This window comes from Streptomyces sp. NBC_01006 (assembly GCF_045162725.1).
GTDB lineage: Bacteria > Actinomycetota > Actinomycetes > Streptomycetales > Streptomycetaceae > Streptomyces.
Genome location: NZ_CP108700.1, coordinates 848,453 through 866,591, shown reverse-complemented (window position 1 = coordinate 866,591; position 18,139 = coordinate 848,453). Strand labels below are relative to the sequence as shown.

The window sequence follows — 18,139 nt, the reverse complement described above, 5'->3', positions numbered from 1 at the left end:
TCGGTGACGCCCTGCTCACAGCAGGACCCGTACCGGCGCACCGTGATGGACCGGGTCGTCTCCTCCTACACCCCGACCGTACGCGCGCTGCGCCACGCCCGCGAACGCGGTCGGCCCCACCCCCACGCGGGGGCGTGAGCCGCCCGCGCCGATGGCGCCGGTTGGTGGGACGCTGGGAAGGGCGAACCGTGGAGGACAACCCATGAAACGCTCAACGCGATGCGTCGCGATCAAGGCCTCGTCCGTACTCCTGCTGGCGGGCTTCGCGTCCGGAACGCTGGTGGTCGGTTCCGGTGCTGCCGTCGGCGCGGACGAGCCACGACGGGCGGCGGCGGCCCCGTGCACGAGCACCCAGGTCGTCGCGAACAGCGCGCAGCCGACCGGGCCCGCCCAGGTGCGGATCACGGTGACCAACAAGGGGAAGAAACCGTGCGTACTGAACGGCTTCCCGACGGTGGCGCTCGCGGGCCAGGGCTCGCCGGACAAGAACAAGCCACTCCAGGTGATCCGGGTCGGCAAGTCGGGGCCGGTGCAGCTGGCGGCCGGCGGCCGGGCCTCGGCGCAGCTCACCTTCACGCCCGTACTGGGTGAGGGGGAGGGCTATTGCGCCTCCGGTGCGGACCCCTTCGTCGCGCCGTCGATGGTGGTGGGTGTGGCGGGCGCGCGCTACCAGCTGGCGCCCAGCGACGGCAGTGAGTTCGCACTCTGCGGCACCACTGTTCGCGCGACCGCCTTCCGTGGGTAGGGCTGCGGACGCCGGAGGTCAATGAGGCTCGTGTCAGTGCGTTGTTATAGCGTGCGCACGTCAAACAACGCACAGTGCACACGCTCTCGGGGGATTCCCGCATGACCTACCCGCCCCAGCCGGGCCCCGGCCCGTACGGCCAGCCCGCCCCGCATGCCCAGCAGCCGCCGCAGGGCTACCCGCCCCAGCCGGGGTACGGACAGCCCCAGCAGCCGGGCCAGCCGCCGTACGGCGCCCCGCCGCAGCAGTACCCCTACCCGCAGCAGCAGTTCGCCGCCCCGCCCGCGCCGCCGCGCAGGCGCATGGGGGTCATGAAGGTCCTGAAGATCGTCGTCGCCGTGGTCGTCGTCATCGCGGCCGCGGTCGGCTACTACGCCAGCCGCGACGACGCCGACAAGGCGAAGGTCGGAGACTGCCTGACGAACAAGGGCACCACCGTGAGCCCCGACCTCCAGGTGGTGAAGTGTGGCGGCGCGACCGCCCAGTACAAGGTGGTCAAGGTGATCTCCGACTCCCTCGACACGAACCAGTGCAAGGGCGTGTCGGACATCGGCTACGAGGAGCAGATGCGCGGCTCCCGGCGCAGCTCGGGCAAGCGGTTCGTCCTCTGTATAGACGAGCTCAAGAAGCCCTGACCCCACCCCGCTCCACCTCGCCCCCGAGCCGCGGCGGTCCACCGACGGGCCGCGGCTCGGGCTCGCCCTCATGACCCGGTCGAACTCGTCGCCAGGGTCGGGCGGGCCTCCTCGGCCGGGTCCGGGCGGCGGGCCGGGCGGAATCCGACCAGCAGGACCACCACGCCGATCAGGGCGAATCCCGCCGTCCAGAGGGCGCCGACGTGCATGGCGTGGATGAAGGCGGCGTCGGCCGCCCGGGCGAGTCGGGGGTTGTGCGTCGCGGCCGCGATATGGCGGGCGAGCTCCGCCGAGACCCGGGCCTGGTCCTGCACCGGAGCCGGAAGGCCCGTCAGCGAGCCCTCGATCGCGTGCCGGTAGGCGATCGACGTGATCGTGCCGCCCGTCGCGATCCCCAGTACGCTGCCGGTCTGGCGCAGGGTGCTGTTGACCGCGCTTCCCGCTCCGGCCCGCTCCAGGGGCAGGGAACCCAGCACGGCGCCGGTGACGGGAGCGATCACCATGCCGATCGACGTCCCCTGCACCAGCATGACCACCGGATACCAGGCGATAGGCGTGCTCGCGTCGAACAGCGCCACCGCCCCCATCGCCAGGGCCGCGGTGGTCAGCGCGATCGCACCGACGAGCCGGACCGACGTCCTGCGGGTCAGCCGCACCGCGATCGGCGAGCCGACGACCACGCCGAGCGCGCCCGGCAGCCCGAGCAGCGAAGCGTCCAACGCCGAGTACTGGCGCGCCCCTTGCAGGTAGAAGGCAAGGTAGAAGGAGCCCGCCGTCATCGCCAGGAACACCGTCATCAGGGCGACGTTCCCGGCGGCGAAGCGGCGCTGCTTCAGCAGCCGGGGGTCGAAACTCGGCTCGGCGATCCGTAGTTCGGTGACGACGAACGCCGCGAGCAGCGCGATGCCCGCGACGGTGCTTCCCCAGACGCCCGGCTCCGTGAACGAGGCCTCCTGGCCCGCGCGGATCAGGCCGTACGCGAGCAGCCCCAGGCCGCCGGTCGACAGGAGCAGCCCGGCCGGGTCGAGGCGACGGACCTGCGGGCTGCGGAAGTTCGGCACGTACCGCGCGATGAAGCCGAGGCCGAGCACGACCACCGGCACGTTGACGAGGAACACCGAGCCCCACCAGAAGCGCGAGAGCAGCCCGCCGGCCAGGATCGGCCCCGCGGCGATCCCGACCCCGGCGAACGAGGACAACGTACCGAAGGCGGCCGGCCGCCCAGCGGGCTCGAAGGTCCAGCTGACCACCGACATGGTGGCGGGAACGAGTAAGGCGGCCCCGACGCCCATCACCGCTCGCGCCGCGATGAGCTGGCCGGGCGTGGAGGCGTAAGCGGCGAGGCCCGAGGCGGCGCCGAACAGGGCCATGCCCGCCAGCAGTGTGTTGCGGTGCCCGAACCGGTCGCCGAGCGCGCCACCGGTGAACATCAGCCCGGCGAAGGCCAGTGTGTACGCGCCCGTGGCCCATTGGAGTTGGCCGGGCGTGGCACCCAGGCCGCGGACGGGGTCGGTCAGCGTCTCGAAGGCGGTGGACAGGATCGTGCCGTCGAGCCAGATGAGGACCTGGGCGAAGACGAGAACGCCCAGGATGAGCCGTTGGCGGGCTTTCGGTGGCGTGGCGGATGACATGCGTGACTACCTTCGGTCAGGAGGGGTCGGCGCTAGAATCGACAGGGACCTGACGATCTGGCGCGGCGTCATCCTGGCAAAGTCGTCAAGTTCCTGTCAATCAATAAGAGTTCGGAGGTCGCCTCGTGGGCGAGAAGAGCCACGACCGAGTGCTGAGTTTTCTGGTCCGCCACACCTGGCTCAGCATGCGGGCGGCGATCGGCGCCGAGTTGGAGGAGTTCGGGCTCACCGTGCCGCAGTTCGCGACCCTGATGATGGTCAAGGAGTCCCCGGGCAAGTCGGTGGCCCAGTTGGCCCGTTCCGTCGGGAGCACCCGCCAGGCCGCCAACGAGATGCTCGCTGCGCTCGAACGCGACGGCCTGATCACCCGCTCCCCGCACCCCACCGACCGCAGGACGCACCAGCTGCACCTCACCGACCTCGGGGCCGCCCGCTACGCGGACGCGCTCCCGGCCGTACGGCGGCGGGAGGCCGAGCTGGAGGCCGGACTGGCACCGGACCAGCGCGATGCGGTCATCGCGTGGATGTCGTCGATCTCCACCGCCTGCCAGGCGCCGGGGGAGGGCCACTGAGCCGGCCGGGGGAGGCCGACTGCCTGATCAGCGCCCGCCTCGGCGGACAGGCCGAGCGCACCGATCAGTAGACGAGCTTGTACGTCACGTCCTTGGGGACCGGGGACGGGGCGGTGTCGGTGTAGAGGAGCCGGATGCTGGTGTAGCGCTGCACGTCGGGGTGGTCGGGCCAGGGCCGCGGGTGGCTCAGGGTCACCTTGACCGGGTACGCCCGGAAGCGGCCCGCCGCGCAGTACGGGGTGCAGTCGTTCACCATGTCGGTGCCGGTGGCCGTCGCGGTCCGCTGCCCCCAGCTGTCCCAGCGCAGCCGGACGAGGCGGTTGTTCCCGTCGCCGCAGGCCAGCAGGTACTCCTGGGGGCGCACCTGGGCCTGGGAGAAGCAGTCGACCACCACGACCGGATTCGGATCCATCACGGCCCGGGGCGCCTGCGCGGAGGCGGGTACGGCGCTTGCCGCGAGGGCCGCGGCCGCGCACAGCAGGGTGGCCGTCCGCACTCGCATCCGCACCCGGGCTCGGGTCGCGGGAGCGGGCCCACCGACTCGTGAAGCGTCCACGCAGCCCTCCTCGCATCGGCGGCCCGGCTCCGGCGCCGCCTCGTGGCTACAACCTTCCCCAGTTTCGCTCATCCGGCCGAACCCCGCACCCGCTGAGCCGGGGGCGCGGCGGCTCGGCGTGGTGGCTGGGCGTGGTGGCCCGGCGTGGCGGCCCGGCTCAGGAGACGGCGTACCACTGGCTGCCCCAGCCGGTGTTGATGGTGCTGGTGGACTGCTCGCCGAGGTTCACGGTGGCCGGCAGGGAGGTCTGGCCGGTCAGGAGGGTGCTGTAGCGGAGGTTCGGCGGGGTCAGACCCGCGTTCACCGAGATCCCGGCTCCCGTGGACTTGAGGGTGAGGGCGTTGGTGGCCCAGGTGCCGTTGAGGAGGAGGGCGATGAAGTAGGTGCCCGGGGCGGCCGTGAAGGGCTTGGCGAGGGGGAACGGCTTGGCGATCGCGTCGGTCATCAGCAGCGGGGAGATGTCCGCGGTGGACGCGCGCAGGGTGCCGTTCGCGTCGTAGACGCCGAGGTAGTTCTGGGAGAGCTGGGCGCCCGGGTCGATGCCGGCGAGCCCGAGCCAGATGTTGGACCAGGTGATCTGCTCGCGCAGCACGATCCGTACGAGAGTGACCCGTCCCCCGACCCCGGCGGCGGACTGGGCGGTCACGTGCCCCGCGTCGTTGGGGTCGCCCGTCCAGGCGAGGAGGTTCTGGTCCTGCGGCCGGGGGCCCTCGAACGCGGAGCCGCCGCCCGGCGCGACGGGCGCGGGCGCCGCGGCGCTGCTGCCACCGCCCTTGCCCTTCGGGGCGGCGCCGGACGTGGTGCAGCCGGCCAGCAGGAGCACCGCCGCGAGCGCGGCGGCGAGGCCGGCGGAGACGGTGGTGGTACGGGTGCGCATGGTCCCCCCATGAAATGCGGAAATGCGGATGTGCCGAAGGAGGCCATGGTCACACGGGCGCGGGCCAGGGGTGGCCGGGGGTCACGATGGAGGTGACCGCGTTCCCGATCATGCCGGACAGGTTCTTGCCCCGGTAGTCGATGTCGCTGTTGACGAGCACCACCAAGGTGGCCTTCTCGGCGGGGAGTTGGGCGGCGATGGTCTCGTAGCCGGGCAGTTCCCCGTTGTGGCCGAGCCAGCCGTTGAAGTCGAGGATGCCGAGGCCGTACGAGGCGCCGGGGACGCCCTCGATAGGGAGCGTCCGGAGCCGTTCGGCCTGCGTCCTGTGGGTCAGCAGCCGGCCGTCCGCCAGCGCCGGGGCCCAGGTGTGCAGGTCGTCGAGGTCGGAGATGGCCGCGCCGGCGGCCCAGGCCCAGGAGGGGTTCCAGTTCGTGGCGTCGGCGACGGTGCCCTTCGGCGTGAAGTCGGTGTACCCGTGGGCGTGCGGGTCGGGCATGGCGCCGTCGCCCGGCAGTGAGGTGTCGTTCAGCTTCAGCGGCGCGAACACGTGCTCCCGGAGGTAGTCGGCGAGGCGCTGCCCGCTGACCTTCTCGACCAGCATCCCGAGCAGGACGGTGTTCGTGTTGCTGTACTGCCACTTGGCGCCGGGCTTGAAGTTCGGGGGATGGCGGAAGGCCACGTCCACGAGCTGGCGCGGGGTGTACGTGCGGTGCGGGTCGGCGCGCAGGCCCGCCAGCCACTTCCGGTCCGTCGTGTAGTCGAAGAGGCCGCTGCGCATCTGCGCCAGCTGGCGCAGCGTGACCGAGTTCCCGCCGGGGACGCCGGAGACGTACCGCGAGACGGGGTCGTCGAGGCCGACCTTGCCCTGGTCGACCAGTTGGAGGACGCCGGTGATGGCGAAGGTCTTGGTGACGCTGCCGATCCGCGCGTAGAGGTCGGACTTCATGGGCGTGCCGGTCTGCTTGTCCGCGATGCCGAAGGACTTCTCGTACACGCCGCGGCCGGGCATCCACAGGCCGATGCCGAGGCCCGGCATGCCGGTCTGCTTCATGATCCCCGTGATCGCCGCGTCCAGTTTCCGCACGGTGGCGGGATCGAAGTCCTCGCGCACGGCGGCGGGGGCGGTACCCGCGCACAGGGCGGCCAGCAGCAGCGCCACCGCGGCGGGCACACCCGCCCGCCGGACCCGGCGCCCACGCGACGGACGGCACCTGCCCATGACCGGTCACCCCTGCCCAGGCTCGACCAAACAAGGCCCCCCAAGCCCCCGAGGTGCACCCCTACATCGTAGGAGCGCCCCCCACCCGCCGCGATTCCCCGTGCCGCGGGCCCGGCATGATCCGAAAGACACGGCCTAGTAGTGCTTTGTTAGCTGGTCTTGTCAGGTCGGGTCTCTGGTAGTTCGCTGGTTGTATGAGGGCTGGGGAGCTTGCTGCGGTTCGGGTCCGGTTGGAGGAGTTCATCTCCGAGGTGTTCGCGCCGCTGGTGCGGCGGGACCAGCGTGAGAAGGGCTTGCTCTATGTGCGGGGGCTGTTGCTGGACGGCCGGCGGAAGTCGATGCAGCCGATGGCGGAACGCCTCGGTGTCGATCACCAGCGGTTGCAGCAGTTCATGACGTCCTCGACCTGGCCGGTCGAGGACGTCCGGGCCCGGCTGGCCTGGCGGGCCGTGGCCGCGGTGCGGCCCGAGGTCTGGGCCGTGGACGACACCGGTTTCCCCAAGGACGGCACCGCCTCGCCCGGGGTGGCCCGCCAGTACTCCGGCACGCTGGGCAAGGTCGGCAACTGCCAGATCGGCGTCAGCGTCCATGCTGCTTCCGACACGGCTTCGTGCCCGCTGTCCTGGCGGCTGTTCCTGCCTGCCGCATGGGACGGGCCCGAGGCGGCCGCACGGCGCAAGGCCTGCCGGATCCCTGACAGCGTCCACCACCGCCCCAAGTGGCAGCTCGCGCTGGACATGCTCGACGAACTCGCCCGTATCGGCCTGCGGCCCGCGGTGCTGGTCGCGGACACCGGCTACGGAGCGAACGCGGACTTCCGCCACGGCCTCGAAGAGCGAGGCCTGGCCTACGTCCTGCAGGCCAGAGCCGAGATGACCGCCCACGGCGAGGGGGCCGAACCACACCAGCCCGCATACGGCGGGCTGGGCCCCCGGCCGCTGCCCCGTTACCGCACCCGGCCCCTCTCCTTACACGACCACGTACTGGCCGCCGGCCGCCGCGCGGGACGGACCCTGACCTGGCGCAAGGGCTCGAAAGCGGCGATGAGCTCGCACTTCGTGCTCCTGCGGGTCCGCCTCGCGGGCCGCCGGCCCAAACCCGCCGCTGACGGGACGATCCCCCTCACCTGGCTCATCGCCCAGTGGCCCGAGGGGGAAACAGAGCCGGTGAGGTACTGGATATCGAACCTGCCCGCCGACATTCCCGCCAAAGACCTGGTCCGCCTCGCAAAGGCCCGATGGCAGATTGAGCACGACTACCGCGAACTGAAAACGGGCCTGGGCCTGGACCACTTCGAGGGACGTTCGTTCACCGGATGGCACCGCCACGTCACCCTCGTCACGGCCGCCCACCTGTTCCTCACCGAACAGCGGAGGACCCCAAAAGCCCCTGCCAGGGCCTGACCCTCTACCAGGCCCTGGACCTCCTCCAACACCTACTCGCCACATGGACCGGCACCTGCCCCACCTGCCGACAACCCACCCCCTGGCAGCCCTACGACACCACGTAACAAAGCACTACTAGCCGCGTTGCCAGTAGGTGCAGGACTGCGCCGTGGGCGCTACACCGCCGCTCTGCGTGGGGCACGGGACCGGCTCGTCACTCGGTGACGGGGCCCGCTCCCACCGCCTCGGCTCCGATGTGGCGCCCGGCGAGTCGTCGAGGTACAGCGTGTACGCGCCGCCGGCCAGTACGAGGGCTACCCAGCCCGCCACGCCCCAGCGCCAGGCCTGTCGCGGCACTGCTGTCCCCCTGTCCCGAGTCGGATGCTCGACGTGCCGACGGGTAGTCGTTACGGCGCGATCGGGAGTTGGCGCTTGTGGTCGGTCAGGCGGTAGCGGCGGACGATCGTGTCGAAGGCGCGCTCGTCGACCGGCTTGCCCTCCAGGAAGTCGTCGATGTCGTCGTACGTGACACCCAGCGCGTCCTCGTCGGCCTTGCCCGGGTCCAGGGTCTCCAGGTCCGCCGTGGGGGTCTTCCAGACCAGCTCCGCGGGGGCGCCCAGGACGTCGGCCACGGCGCGCACCCGGCGCTTGGTCAGGCCGGTCAGCGGGACCAGGTCGGCCGCGCCGTCGCCGAACTTCGTGAAGAAGCCGGAGACGGCCTCGGCCGCGTGGTCGGTGCCGACGACCAGGCCGTCGTGGGCGCCGGCCACCGCATACTGGGCGATCATGCGCTGGCGGGCCTTGATGTTGCCCTGCACGAAGTCCTGGTGGTGGGCGTCGCGGAACGCGGTGCCGCCGGCGAGGGCGGCCTCCAGCGCGGCGTCGCTGGCGGGCTTCACGTCCACCGTCAGCACCCGGTCCGCCTTGATGAAGCCGAGGGCCAGCTGGGCATCCTTCTCGTCGGCCTGGACGCCGTACGGCAGCCGCATCGCGTAGAACGTCGCCTCGTGGCCGGCCTCGCGGGCCCGCTCCACGGCGAGCTGGCACAGCCGTCCGGCCGTGGTGGAGTCCACCCCGCCGCTGATGCCGAGGACCAGGGAGCGCAGGCCGGTGGAGGTGAGCCGCTCGGCCAGGAAGGCCACCCGGCGTTCGATCTCCCGGTGTGCGTCGAAGGTCTCCGACACCTGGAGTTCCCGGGCGATCTCCTGCTGCAGAACGGTGGACGCCGGCCGGCTCACGGCTGCTCCTCGTGGTCGATGGTGATTCATGGGGTGCGCTGCCCTGCCGACCCTAGTCGAACCCCTCCGGCGGCTCGAAAGCGGCCGGGCTTGACGGATGCGCCCGAAGTTATGACACTCGAAGTGCAAGTTGTTTGTGTGTCGTATGACCCTGGAGGGTCAGGAGGCAGTCATGCCGGAGCGCCGGATCCACGTTCTCGTCTACGTCGTCGCGGGGGCCGTCATGGGTGTGGTCTGGGCGTGGGGCGCGGACACCCCCGCCTGGGAACACGCATTGCGTCTCCTCGCGCTCGTCGCGTGCGCCGGAGCCGTGATGACGCTGGCGCACCGCCGCCGGGTCCGCCTCGGCCGGCCGGTCCACCGCCGCCTGCACTCCGGCCTGCTGCTCGGGAAGGTGCTGCTGGTCGCGGCGGCCCTGCTCCTCGACCAGCTGCTCGGCCTGTGGGTCTCCGAGCCGAGCCTGATCACCGCCGTCGTCCTGTTCGTGGGCATCGCGGCGGGCGGCCCCGCCCTGCACCGGCGGCTCGCGCGGGACGGGGGCGGTACGAGGAGCCCGCGGCCCGCGCCGTCCTCGGATCGCCGCGTTCTGACCGGGGCCGACGCGCAGTAGGCGGCCGGCGCCCTACGGCCGGTGGGTCGGCCCGGCCGGATCCGTACTGGCCAGTAGGGCGTGTACGGCCGTCTCCATCGTCCGGGCGGCCGCCTCGACACTCAGGCCACTGCTGCGCCAGTGGTACCAGGCGCCCCAGGTGGTCACCGCGTCCAGCCCGTGGAGCACCTCGGTCCTGCGCTCCGCGGGCAGCCGGTCGAGCTCCTCGCGGAAGATGTCGGCCAGCCGGCCCCGGGCGAAGTCCAGGACCTGCCGGGTGACCTCCCTGATCCGGTCCCCGTTCTGCTCCAGCCGCATCAGCGCGAGCTGGGCCGGTGTGATCCACTCCAGGATCCGTGAGCGCTGTTCCGTGAGCGCCGCGACCCGCGCGGCTCTCGGGCCGTCGGTCGGCAGGGGCCTGGTCTGCTCCATGAGCTGCTCAAGGCGCCGCGCGATCGCCGTCTCCACCAGCTGGGACATGTCGGCGTAGTGGTGGAAGACCAGGCGGCGGGAGACTCCCGCTCGTTCGGCGACGCGGTCCGCGGGGAAGTGCGACTCGCCCTCGTCGAGCAGGGACAGCACCGCGTCCGCGATCTTCACGCGGGACTGGCGGCTGCGCTCGGCGCGGCCGTCCGCGCGCCGTTCCTCTGACTGCCCCGCCGACTGCTGCACGTTGACCCCTCCCGGTCTCACTCGTCGCCATTGTCGCAAATGGGGCGCGCGTTGATTTAATTGCACTGATAGTGCAATGATGAAGGAACAAGCCACGCCGGACGAGGGGGATCCCGTACGCATGTTCGTCACGCTGGGGCGCTGGTGCGCCCGACGGCCGAAGCGGGTCGTCGCCGCCTGGCTCCTGCTGCTGGTGGGCCTGGCCGCGGCGGTGGGCGTACTGGGCAGCGCCACCACCGAGACGGTCTCCATACCCGGCAGCGACAGCCAGGCCGCCCACGACGCCGCCCGTGCGTTCGCCGACTCCGCCTCCGGCCGCCAGCCCCTCGTCCTGTACACGCCCCCCGACGGCCCGCCCCTCACCTCGGGCCCCGCACGCGACGCCGTCCAGGAGGCGGCCCGGGCCCTCGCCGCCCGCGACCACGTCCTCGCCGTGACCACCCCGTACGAGCCGGCCGGCAGAGCGGCCCTCGCCCCCGACGGGCACACCGCCTACCTCGCCGTCGAACTGGACCTGGCGGGCCGGGACATCACCGCCGACGTCGTCCACGACCTCATGGACGCCGCCGAACCGGCCGAAGCGGCCGGGATCGAGGTCACTCCCGGCGGCAACCTCGCAGAAGCCGCCGACAAGAAGTCCACCCGGCGCAGCGAGATCATCGGACTCGTCGCGGCCTTCGCCGTCCTCTGCCTCGGGTTCCGGAAGCCGATCGCGGCCGCCGTACCGCTGGCCACGGCCGTCGTGGGACTCGGCATCTCGCTCGAAGTCATCGGCCTGACCGGCCACTTGACGGACATGCCGTCCTCCGGCGCCACCATCGCGGCAATGATCGGCCTCGGCGTCGGCATCGACTACAGCCTCTTCTGCCTCACCCGCTTCCGCGAACTCCTCGCCACCGGCAAGCAGTTCGAGGACGCCGCCGCCCTCACGATCGGTGCCTCGGGCAAGGCGGTGGCCTTCGCGGGCACCGCGGTCATCGCGGCACTCGCCGGCCTCGCCCTCGGCGGCCTGCCGCTGCTCCGCGCGCTGGCGCTCGCCCCCGGCATCGCCGTCCTGGTCGCCATGGCGGCCACCCTCACCCTCCTCCCCGCGCTGTTCGGCCTGCTGGGACGGCGTCTCGCTCCTGCCCCCGTCGCCGCGGACGAGCCGCAGACCTCCCCGCCGCCCGCCCGCGGCTGGGCGCGCATCGCCCGGCACGTCGCCGACCGGCCGTGGCGGTACCTGCTCTCGGGCCTGGCCTTCTTCGTCCTGCCGGCGCTCGCCGCGGCCCAGCTCTCCTTCGGGCAGCTCGACGGCGGCGACAAGTCCCCGGGCACGGCCGGCCGTACGGCCTACGACAGGCTCGCGTCCGCTTTCGGCCCGGGCGTCAACGGACCGCTCCAGGTGACGTCCGCGCTGCCGAAGCCGGCGTCCGGACCGGCGGACCCGGACGTCACGTCCGTCGGCGAAGCGCTGAAGGACACCAGCGGCGTCGCCGCGGTCGGACCCGCCCAGCTGAGCCGCGACGGCCGGACCGTGCGCTGGCAGGTCACCCCCACCACCGCGCCCGGCGACCCGCGCACCGCCGCCCTGGTGCACCGCCTGCGCGAGCGCACCCTCCCGCCCGTCACGCAGGCCACCGGCAGTCAAGCCCACGTGGGCGGCATCCCCGCGACCCAGCTGGACCTGGGCGACCGCCTCGCCGAGCGCCTGCCCGCCGTCATCGGGGTCGTCCTCGCCATCGCCGGGTTGCTCCTCCTGCTGGCCTTCCGCTCCCCGCTGGTCGCCGTCAAGGCGGCCGTACTCAACCTCCTCTCGGTGGCCGCCGCCTACGGCGTGCTCACCGCGCTGTTCCAGTGGGGATGGGGAGCGACACCGCTGGGGCTCGACGGACCCGTGCCGATCCCCGGGTACGTACCGCTGCTCATGTTCGCGGTCCTGTTCGGACTCTCCATGGACTACGAGGTCTTCCTCCTGAGCGCCGTCCGCGAGGCATGGCTGGCGACCGGCGACAACCGCGGTGCGGTGATCACCGGGCTGGCGAGGACCGGAAGGATCATCACCTCCGCCGCGCTCATCATGGTGTGCGTCTTCCTCGGCTACCTCCTGTGGGACGACCCCGTCGTGAAGATGTTCGGGATCGGCCTCGCCACCGCGGTCGCGCTCGACGCCACGGTCGTCCGCGGGCTCCTCGTCCCCACCACGATGGTCCTGTTCGGCAAAGCCAATTGGTGGCTCCCGTCATGGCTCGACCGGCTGCTGCCGCAGATGCACATCGAAGGCGGCGAAGAGGACATCGTCCGTACCTCCTCCTCCGTCCCCGAACCCGTGAGGAACACATGAACCACCGCACCGCCGCCCGAGCCGACGCGCGCCGCCCGCGCCGCACCCGGCGGTGGGCGCCGGCCGGCGCGTGCGCGCTGCTCGCCGGCCTCGTACTCGCCGACCGCGTCGCCGCCGGTGTCGCCGAGGGCCGGATGGCCGACCGGATCGCCGCTCGGCAGAGCGTACTGGTGGCGGCGCCGAGCGTCTCGATCGGAGGCTTCCCGTTCCTGTGGAACGCGGCGTCGGGAACCTACCCGGAGGTGGAGGTCGACGGCCGGGCGCGGACGGAGGACGGGCTGCCCGTCACCGCCTCCGTCGACCTGTACGACGTGTCCGGGACGGCGGGAGGGTACGCGGCGGCCGCGGCGAGGGCGGAGTTCAAGGTCCCCCTCGACGCGCTCGGGGCGAAGCGCGGTCCCGGAGTTCGGCTGACCGGGCACGACGGGCGGCTGGAGATCACCCGGACCGTCATGGGAGTACCGCTGGTCGTGACCGCCGCGCTCACGCTCACCGGTGACACCGTCACGCTCGAACCGACGGCGGCGTCCTTGGCCGGGCGTCCCCTCGACCCGGCCAATCCGCAGATCGTGGCCGCGCTCAAGACGGCGGAACGCAAAATACCGGCCCTGCCGCTCGGCCTCGTCCCGTCCGGAATCTCCGTCGACGCCGGCGCCGTCACGGTGCACGGCGAGGCCGAGGACGTCCGTCTCCCCGGTCTCCCCGGCGGGGCATGAGAAAGGGGCGTCCCCGCCGGGAGGCCCGGGCCTCCCGGGCCTCCCGGTCCGCCGTTCGCCCGGAACGGATCAGCGCTCAGCGGCTCTTCTTCTGGGCTTCGACGATGCTCCGTACCGTGTCGTCCACCCCGGCGCGGCTCTGCACCCACTCCGAGAAGGCGGGGAACTGCCCGGCGATCGCGATGAGCACCTTCAACTCGGCGGGAGCGATGTTGACCTCGCACAGGTTGCGCTCGACGGCCCGGATGACGCCCCGCGCCACCTGATCGGGTGAGGAAGTCCGCGCGCCGCCGGGGGTCTTGGCGCCGGTCGCGGCGTGCATGCCGGCGTCGCGGACGAATCCCGGCTGGATGACGGACACTCCCACGCCCGTGCCGCGCAGGTCCTGACGGAACGCCAGCGCGAAGCCGCGCAGCCCGAACTTCGTCGCGTCGTACAGCGAGGACGACTTCGTGGCGGCCTTTCCGGAGATGGAGCCGATCAGCGCGATGTGGCCCTGCCCCGCACCGACCATCCGGGGCGCGAGCAGCCGGGCCAGCATGACCGGTGCCCGCAGGTTCACGGCGAGGGCCCGATCGATCTGTTCGGGGGTGTAGTCGAGCAGGTCGCCGCTCGACGGGAGCGCGGCGTTGGCGATGAGGATGTCGGTCTCGGGGCACTGCGAGGCCAGCCGCTCGACATCGGACGCGTCGGCGAGATCGGCGAGGACGGCCCGGGCGCCGAGCTCGTCGGCCACGGCCTTGAGCGCGTCCTCGCGGCGCCCGGTGACCACGAGCTTCGCGCCCTTCGCGGCGAGGGTACGGGCCAGTGTGAGGCCTATACCGCCTGTGACCCCGGTGAGGAGAACGGTCGATCCGGTGATGCGCATCCCAAACCCTCCCTGTTGTTCGTCCGAACGAACAGTGGCAGCTCGGTGGTCGAGGAGACCAGATGCTTCACCGAACTCAGGGGATCACGCGCTCGGGGTTGTGGCGGCGCGCAAGCCTCCGAGCAGGGTGGCCAGGTAGCGGTGGGCGGTGTCGATCCGGCCGGCGGGATCGCCGCCGTGGACCTCCACGGCGTAGGAGATGCCGCACATGAGCGGGACCAGATCGCCCGAGGCCAGGTCGGGGCGGACGGCCCCGGCCTCGCGGGCCCGGTCGAGCAGTACCCGGCCGGTCGACCACAGCGCCGTCTTGAGTTCCGTGGTGCGCGCAAGGGCGTCTTCGGGTGCGGCCGTGACCGGGGCCAGCGAGGCGTCGGTGACCTGCGCTTCGATGGTGCGGGTCAGGAAGCCCTCCAGCGCGTGCCAGGGGTCGGGGTCGGACAGTGCCTGCTCGCCGTGGGCGGTCAGGGCTTCCAGGCAGGGGGTGGCGACGGTCTCCAGCAGCGCCTCGGGCGTGGCGAAGTGCCGGTAGACGGTGCCGACGCCGAGTCCGGCGCGGCGGGCGACGTCGTTGAGCTGCAGCGGCGTGCCCTGGTCGACCAGGGCGCGGGCGACGGCGATGATCCGGTCCCAGTTGCGGGCCGCGTCCTTGCGCAGTGGCGTCGTCGTCATGCGGACATGGTAACTGGATGGCTCATCCGCATAGAGTCCGGTCGCGCTAGTGTTCGCCTGTGAGTCTTCATGTAGTCATCGGATTCGGGCCCGCAGGGGCCGCCACCGCTCGACTCCTGGTGCGGGAGGGGCATGCGGTGCGGGTCGTCACCAGGTCGGGCCGCAGCGCGGAGCCCGGCATCGAGCACGTCGCACTGGACGCCACGGACAGCGGGCGCTTGGCCGAAGCGGCCCGGGGCGCGGCCGCGATCCACCACTGCGCCGCTCCGCCCTACCACCGCTGGGCGAGCGAATGGCCTCCGCTGGTCTCGTCCGTATGCGCCGCGGCCGAGGAGAGCGGAGCCGTCCTGGTCATGCTGGGCAACCTCTACGGCTACGGACTCGTCGACGGCCCCCTGACCGAGGGGCTGCCCCTGGCGGCCACCGGGACCAAGGGCCGGGTGCGCGCCGCCGGTTGGGTGGCGGCGCACAAGCTGCACGAGGAGGGCCGCATCAAGGCGGTCGAGGTACGGGCCTCGGACTTCTTCGGGCCCGGCGTGACCGACGGCGGGCACCTGGCCGGGCGGGTCATGCCGGCGCTGCTCCGCGGCAAGTCCGTCTCCACCCTCGGTGACCCGGACGCCCCGCACAGCTGGAGCTACCTCCCCGACGTGGCCCGGGCCCTGGTCGAGGTCGCGGGCGAGGAGCGGGCCTGGGGGCGCGCCTGGCACGCCCCGACGGGACCCGCGCTGTCCGTCCGGGAGATGGTGGACCGGCTCGCCGCCCAGGCGGGAACGGGACCGGTCGCGGTGCGTCGGCTGCCGTCCGCGGTACTGGGCGCGGCCTCGCTCTTCTCGCCGCTGCTGCGCGAACTGAAGGAGATCCGCTACCAGTTCGACCGCCCGTTCATCGTCGATTCGACGGCGTACGAAGCCGAGTTCGCCGCACGTGCCACCCCCGTCGACGAGCAGATCAGGGCGACGGTGGACTGGTGGCGCGAGCGGTCGGCCGCCACGGGGTGACGCCCGCGTCGGAAGCATCGGAAGAAGGCGGGCTCTCAGTCCGGATCTGAGGAGCCCGCGGATCCCGGGGGCTCTGCGGGGTCGGTGACGGGGGGAAGGCCCTGCAGCTGCCGGTACTGGTCCATGATCGCCATGATGGCCTGGAGGTTCTCCATCTTCATGCCGGCCGCGCGCATCGCGACGGAGCGCACTCCTGCCTGCCGCAGGGCCTCGATGGCGGCGATCTCGCCGAGCACCGACTCGGCCACCTCGTCATCGAAGAAGTAGGAGACCGATACGCCGAAGAAACGGGCGAGGGCGGCCAGCAGGTCCGGTGACGGGTTGGATCGCTTGCCCGTCCGCAGCTGAGACAGGTACACGCCGCCGGCCTTGAGCTCGGGGTTGACCCGCTTCAGCTCCTCGGCCACCTCGGCATTGGTCCAGCGCCTGCCCTTGGGGCGAGCCGTCTTGAAGAGGTCGTCCAGACGTACTGCCAGTACGGGCCGGTCGTCAGTCTCGGACACTGTGCGTTTCCCTCCCGTCACCTCCCCGGTATTGCTCTCAGCTATTTTCCAGTTTTGCAGATTAGCGGTCAGTTGACAATCTGGCTTGAGTCCGCCACCGTGTACCCGTCGGTAGCTGACAGCTAACTTTGCTTCACGGGGGTAGCCGAGTGAGTTGCCGGCCGTATCGACCCGGCTCGGGCCGGCCCTCGGGGGATGGGGGCCGGCCCGATGCTTTTGGCCGCCACGGCGAGGAGCCGCGTCCCGGCCGACGCACCGGCGGCGCCGGCGCTCCGGTCAACTTCCTCCATCGCGGCGGCGGACTCCTCATGGGCGCCGATCGCGAGCGCGGTCAACAGGTCGTCCCGGTGCGGGAGGTCTCCCCACGTCGGCGACGACAGGCCCGCTGCCCTCGGCGACGGCTTCCAGGGACAGCCCTGCTGCCGGGTCGGAATGCGTTTGCATAGCCATGCGTTTAAGTGCATACTCTTCCTATGTCAAAGGTTCTCACCTCCCTGCCCACCGGCGAGCGCGTCGGCATCGCCTTCTCGGGCGGCCTCGACACCTCCGTCGCGGTCGCGTGGATGCGCGACAAGGGTGCCGTCCCCTGCACCTACACCGCCGACATCGGCCAGTACGACGAGCCCGACATCGCGTCGGTGCCCGGCCGTGCCAAGACCTACGGTGCCGAGATCGCGCGCCTGGTCGACTGCCGGGCGGCGCTGGTCGAGGAGGGCCTGGCCGCACTCGCCTGCGGCGCGTTCCACATCCGCTCGGGCGGCCGCGCGTACTTCAACACCACGCCGCTCGGCCGCGCCGTCACCGGCACCCTGCTGGTCCGGGCGATGCTCGAGGACGACGTACAGATCTGGGGCGACGGCTCGACCTTCAAGGGCAACGACATCGAGCGGTTCTACCGCTACGGCCTGCTCGCCAACCCCCACCTGCGCATCTACAAGCCGTGGCTCGACGCCGACTTCGTCCACGAGCTCGGCGGGCGCAAGGAGATGTCGGAGTGGCTCGTCGCCCACGGTCTGCCGTACCGCGACAGCACGGAGAAGGCGTACTCCACCGACGCCAACATCTGGGGCGCCACCCACGAGGCCAAGACGCTGGAGCACCTCGACACCGGCGTGGAGACCGTGCAGCCGATCATGGGCGTACGGTTCTGGGACCCGTCGGTCGAGATCGCCGCCGAGGACGTGACCATCGGCTTCGACCAGGGCCGTCCGGTGACGATCAACGGCAAGGACTTCCACTCCCCGGTCGACCTGGTGATGGAGGCCAACGCCATCGGCGGCCGCCACGGCATGGGCATGTCGGACCAGATCGAGAACCGGATCATCGAGGCCAAGAGCCGCGGCATCTACGAGGCGCCCGGCATGGCGCTCCTGCACGCCGCGTACGAGCGTCTCGTCAACGCGATCCACAACGAGGACACCCTCGCGCACTACCACAACGAGGGACGGCGCCTCGGCCGGCTGATGTACGAGGGCCGCTGGCTGGACCCGCAGGCCCTGATGGTCCGCGAGTCGCTGCAGCGCTGGGTCGGCTCGGCGGTCACCGGCGAGGTCACCCTGCGGCTGCGGCGCGGTGAGGACTACTCGATCCTCGACACCACCGGCCCGGCCTTCAGCTACCACCCGGACAAGCTCTCGATGGAGCGCACCGAGGACTCGGCGTTCGGCCCGGTGGACCGGATCGGCCAGCTCACCATGCGCAACCTCGACATCGCCGACTCCCGCGCCCGGCTGGAGCAGTACGCGGGCCTCGGCATCGTGGGCACCGCGCACCCCGAGCTGATCGGCGCCGCGCAGGCGGCGGCGACCGGCCTGATCGGCGCCATGCCGGAGGGCGGGGCCGAGGCCATCGCCTCCCGTGGCGAGGTCTCCGAGGACGACGAGCTGCTCGACCGCGCGGCGATGGAGTTCGGCACCGACTGACCGGTGCGCCGGCTCCGG

At 71.9% G+C, this 18,139-nt stretch carries 20 protein-coding genes; 10 read left to right on the top strand and 10 right to left on the bottom strand.

Translation table 11 applies throughout. From position 1 onward, the window contains the following. Positions 1-3 precede the first annotated feature (3 nt). The 3 genes from OG509_RS03910 (at position 4) to OG509_RS03900 (ending at position 1,380) form a co-directional block, all read left to right on the top strand. On the top strand, positions 4-138 hold the full coding sequence (locus tag OG509_RS03910; protein ID WP_406180125.1) for a hypothetical protein: 135 nt from the start codon (positions 4-6) through the stop codon (positions 136-138). Positions 139-202: 64 nt separating this feature from the next. Next, positions 203-745: a DUF4232 domain-containing protein gene (locus OG509_RS03905; protein ID WP_406180124.1), complete on the top strand. Its 543-nt coding sequence runs from the start codon at positions 203-205 to the stop codon at positions 743-745. Positions 746-846: 101 nt separating this feature from the next. Then, positions 847-1,380 carry a hypothetical protein gene (locus OG509_RS03900; protein ID WP_406180123.1) on the top strand — a complete coding sequence of 178 codons (534 nt, stop codon included), beginning with the start codon at positions 847-849 and terminating at the stop codon, positions 1,378-1,380. Positions 1,381-1,448: 68 nt separating this feature from the next. On the opposite strand, the gene OG509_RS03895 is transcribed toward OG509_RS03900, so the two are convergent. After that, positions 1,449-3,011 carry an MFS transporter gene (locus OG509_RS03895; RefSeq protein ID WP_406180121.1) on the bottom strand — a complete coding sequence of 521 codons (1,563 nt, stop codon included), beginning with the start codon at positions 3,009-3,011 and terminating at the stop codon, positions 1,449-1,451. Positions 3,012-3,136: 125 nt separating this feature from the next. Here OG509_RS03895 and OG509_RS03890 point away from each other — a divergent pair, with 125 nt between their 5' ends. Continuing rightward, entirely contained in the window at positions 3,137-3,583 is a 447-nt protein-coding gene (locus OG509_RS03890; protein ID WP_406180120.1) for a MarR family winged helix-turn-helix transcriptional regulator, read from the top strand. A gap of 64 nt (positions 3,584-3,647) precedes the next feature. Here OG509_RS03890 and OG509_RS03885 read toward each other — a convergent pair whose 3' ends face one another. The 3 genes from OG509_RS03885 to OG509_RS03875 all read right to left on the bottom strand — a co-directional run bounded on the left by OG509_RS03885 (position 3,648) and on the right by OG509_RS03875 (position 6,187). Beyond that, positions 3,648-4,139, bottom strand: a complete 492-nt coding sequence (locus OG509_RS03885; RefSeq protein WP_406180118.1) for a hypothetical protein — start codon at positions 4,137-4,139, stop codon at positions 3,648-3,650. A gap of 157 nt (positions 4,140-4,296) precedes the next feature. Next, a complete protein-coding gene (locus tag OG509_RS03880; RefSeq protein WP_406180116.1) occupies positions 4,297-5,016 on the bottom strand; it encodes a hypothetical protein in 720 nt (239 codons plus the stop codon). A gap of 49 nt (positions 5,017-5,065) precedes the next feature. Further along, entirely contained in the window at positions 5,066-6,187 is a 1,122-nt protein-coding gene (locus OG509_RS03875; protein ID WP_406180114.1) for a serine hydrolase domain-containing protein, read from the bottom strand. 242 nt (positions 6,188-6,429) lie between these two features. Between OG509_RS03875 and OG509_RS03870 the strand changes: the two genes are divergently transcribed. Then, on the top strand, positions 6,430-7,638 hold the full coding sequence (locus tag OG509_RS03870; protein WP_406180113.1) for an IS701 family transposase: 1,209 nt from the start codon (positions 6,430-6,432) through the stop codon (positions 7,636-7,638). Between the two features lie 117 nt (positions 7,639-7,755). On the opposite strand, the gene OG509_RS03865 is transcribed toward OG509_RS03870, so the two are convergent. Continuing rightward, positions 7,756-7,977: a hypothetical protein gene (locus tag OG509_RS03865; RefSeq protein WP_406180111.1), complete on the bottom strand. Its 222-nt coding sequence runs from the start codon at positions 7,975-7,977 to the stop codon at positions 7,756-7,758. 50 nt (positions 7,978-8,027) lie between these two features. Continuing rightward, complete coding sequence (nadE, locus tag OG509_RS03860) at positions 8,028-8,858, bottom strand: ammonia-dependent NAD(+) synthetase (protein ID WP_387286966.1); 831 nt, start codon at positions 8,856-8,858, stop codon at positions 8,028-8,030. A gap of 172 nt (positions 8,859-9,030) precedes the next feature. On the opposite strand from nadE, the gene OG509_RS03855 reads away from it, so the two are divergent. Beyond that, a complete protein-coding gene (locus OG509_RS03855; protein ID WP_406180109.1) occupies positions 9,031-9,468 on the top strand; it encodes a hypothetical protein in 438 nt (145 codons plus the stop codon). Positions 9,469-9,480: 12 nt separating this feature from the next. On the opposite strand, the gene OG509_RS03850 is transcribed toward OG509_RS03855, so the two are convergent. After that, a complete protein-coding gene (locus OG509_RS03850; RefSeq protein WP_406180107.1) occupies positions 9,481-10,140 on the bottom strand; it encodes a TetR/AcrR family transcriptional regulator in 660 nt (219 codons plus the stop codon). 58 nt (positions 10,141-10,198) lie between these two features. Here OG509_RS03850 and OG509_RS03845 point away from each other — a divergent pair, with 58 nt between their 5' ends. Next, positions 10,199-12,442, top strand: a complete 2,244-nt coding sequence (locus OG509_RS03845) for an MMPL family transporter (protein WP_406180106.1) — start codon at positions 10,199-10,201, stop codon at positions 12,440-12,442. Beyond that, a complete protein-coding gene (locus OG509_RS03840; protein ID WP_406180104.1) occupies positions 12,439-13,158 on the top strand; it encodes a DUF2993 domain-containing protein in 720 nt (239 codons plus the stop codon). The genes OG509_RS03845 and OG509_RS03840 overlap by 4 nt, the downstream gene beginning before the upstream one ends. A gap of 76 nt (positions 13,159-13,234) precedes the next feature. Here OG509_RS03840 and OG509_RS03835 read toward each other — a convergent pair whose 3' ends face one another. Both OG509_RS03835 and OG509_RS03830 read right to left on the bottom strand, forming a co-directional pair. Continuing rightward, entirely contained in the window at positions 13,235-14,026 is a 792-nt protein-coding gene (locus OG509_RS03835) for an SDR family NAD(P)-dependent oxidoreductase (RefSeq protein WP_387286976.1), read from the bottom strand. 84 nt (positions 14,027-14,110) lie between these two features. Continuing rightward, positions 14,111-14,695: a TetR/AcrR family transcriptional regulator gene (locus OG509_RS03830; protein WP_406180101.1), complete on the bottom strand. Its 585-nt coding sequence runs from the start codon at positions 14,693-14,695 to the stop codon at positions 14,111-14,113. 59 nt (positions 14,696-14,754) lie between these two features. Here OG509_RS03830 and OG509_RS03825 point away from each other — a divergent pair, with 59 nt between their 5' ends. Next, a complete protein-coding gene (locus OG509_RS03825; RefSeq protein WP_406180100.1) occupies positions 14,755-15,696 on the top strand; it encodes an NAD-dependent epimerase/dehydratase family protein in 942 nt (313 codons plus the stop codon). A gap of 35 nt (positions 15,697-15,731) precedes the next feature. Here the strand turns inward: OG509_RS03825 and OG509_RS03820 are convergent, their stop codons facing one another. After that, positions 15,732-16,199 (bottom strand): helix-turn-helix domain-containing protein, encoded by a 468-nt coding sequence (locus tag OG509_RS03820; protein ID WP_406180099.1) that lies wholly within the window; start codon positions 16,197-16,199, stop codon positions 15,732-15,734. 473 nt (positions 16,200-16,672) lie between these two features. Here OG509_RS03820 and argG point away from each other — a divergent pair, with 473 nt between their 5' ends. Further along, complete coding sequence (gene argG, locus OG509_RS03815; RefSeq protein WP_406180098.1) at positions 16,673-18,121, top strand: argininosuccinate synthase; 1,449 nt, start codon at positions 16,673-16,675, stop codon at positions 18,119-18,121. Positions 18,122-18,139: the final 18 nt, after the last annotated feature.

What these genes read in the sequence shown, in the direction of transcription:
- OG509_RS03905 (WP_406180124.1), top strand. Translation starts at nt 203, where the DNA reads ATGAAACGCTCAACGCGATGCGTCGCGATCAAGGCCTCGTCCGTACTC.
- OG509_RS03900 (WP_406180123.1), top strand. Translation starts at nt 847, where the DNA reads ATGACCTACCCGCCCCAGCCGGGCCCCGGCCCGTACGGCCAGCCCGCC.
- OG509_RS03895 (WP_406180121.1), bottom strand. Translation starts at nt 3,011, where the DNA reads ATGTCATCCGCCACGCCACCGAAAGCCCGCCAACGGCTCATCCTGGGC.
- OG509_RS03880 (WP_406180116.1), bottom strand. Translation starts at nt 5,016, where the DNA reads ATGCGCACCCGTACCACCACCGTCTCCGCCGGCCTCGCCGCCGCGCTC.
- OG509_RS03870 (WP_406180113.1), top strand. Translation starts at nt 6,430, where the DNA reads ATGAGGGCTGGGGAGCTTGCTGCGGTTCGGGTCCGGTTGGAGGAGTTC.
- OG509_RS03855 (WP_406180109.1), top strand. Translation starts at nt 9,031, where the DNA reads ATGCCGGAGCGCCGGATCCACGTTCTCGTCTACGTCGTCGCGGGGGCC.
- OG509_RS03845 (WP_406180106.1), top strand. Translation starts at nt 10,199, where the DNA reads ATGAAGGAACAAGCCACGCCGGACGAGGGGGATCCCGTACGCATGTTC.
- OG509_RS03840 (WP_406180104.1), top strand. Translation starts at nt 12,439, where the DNA reads ATGAACCACCGCACCGCCGCCCGAGCCGACGCGCGCCGCCCGCGCCGC.
- OG509_RS03835 (WP_387286976.1), bottom strand. Translation starts at nt 14,026, where the DNA reads ATGCGCATCACCGGATCGACCGTTCTCCTCACCGGGGTCACAGGCGGT.
- OG509_RS03830 (WP_406180101.1), bottom strand. Translation starts at nt 14,695, where the DNA reads ATGACGACGACGCCACTGCGCAAGGACGCGGCCCGCAACTGGGACCGG.
- argG (WP_406180098.1), top strand. Translation starts at nt 16,673, where the DNA reads ATGTCAAAGGTTCTCACCTCCCTGCCCACCGGCGAGCGCGTCGGCATC.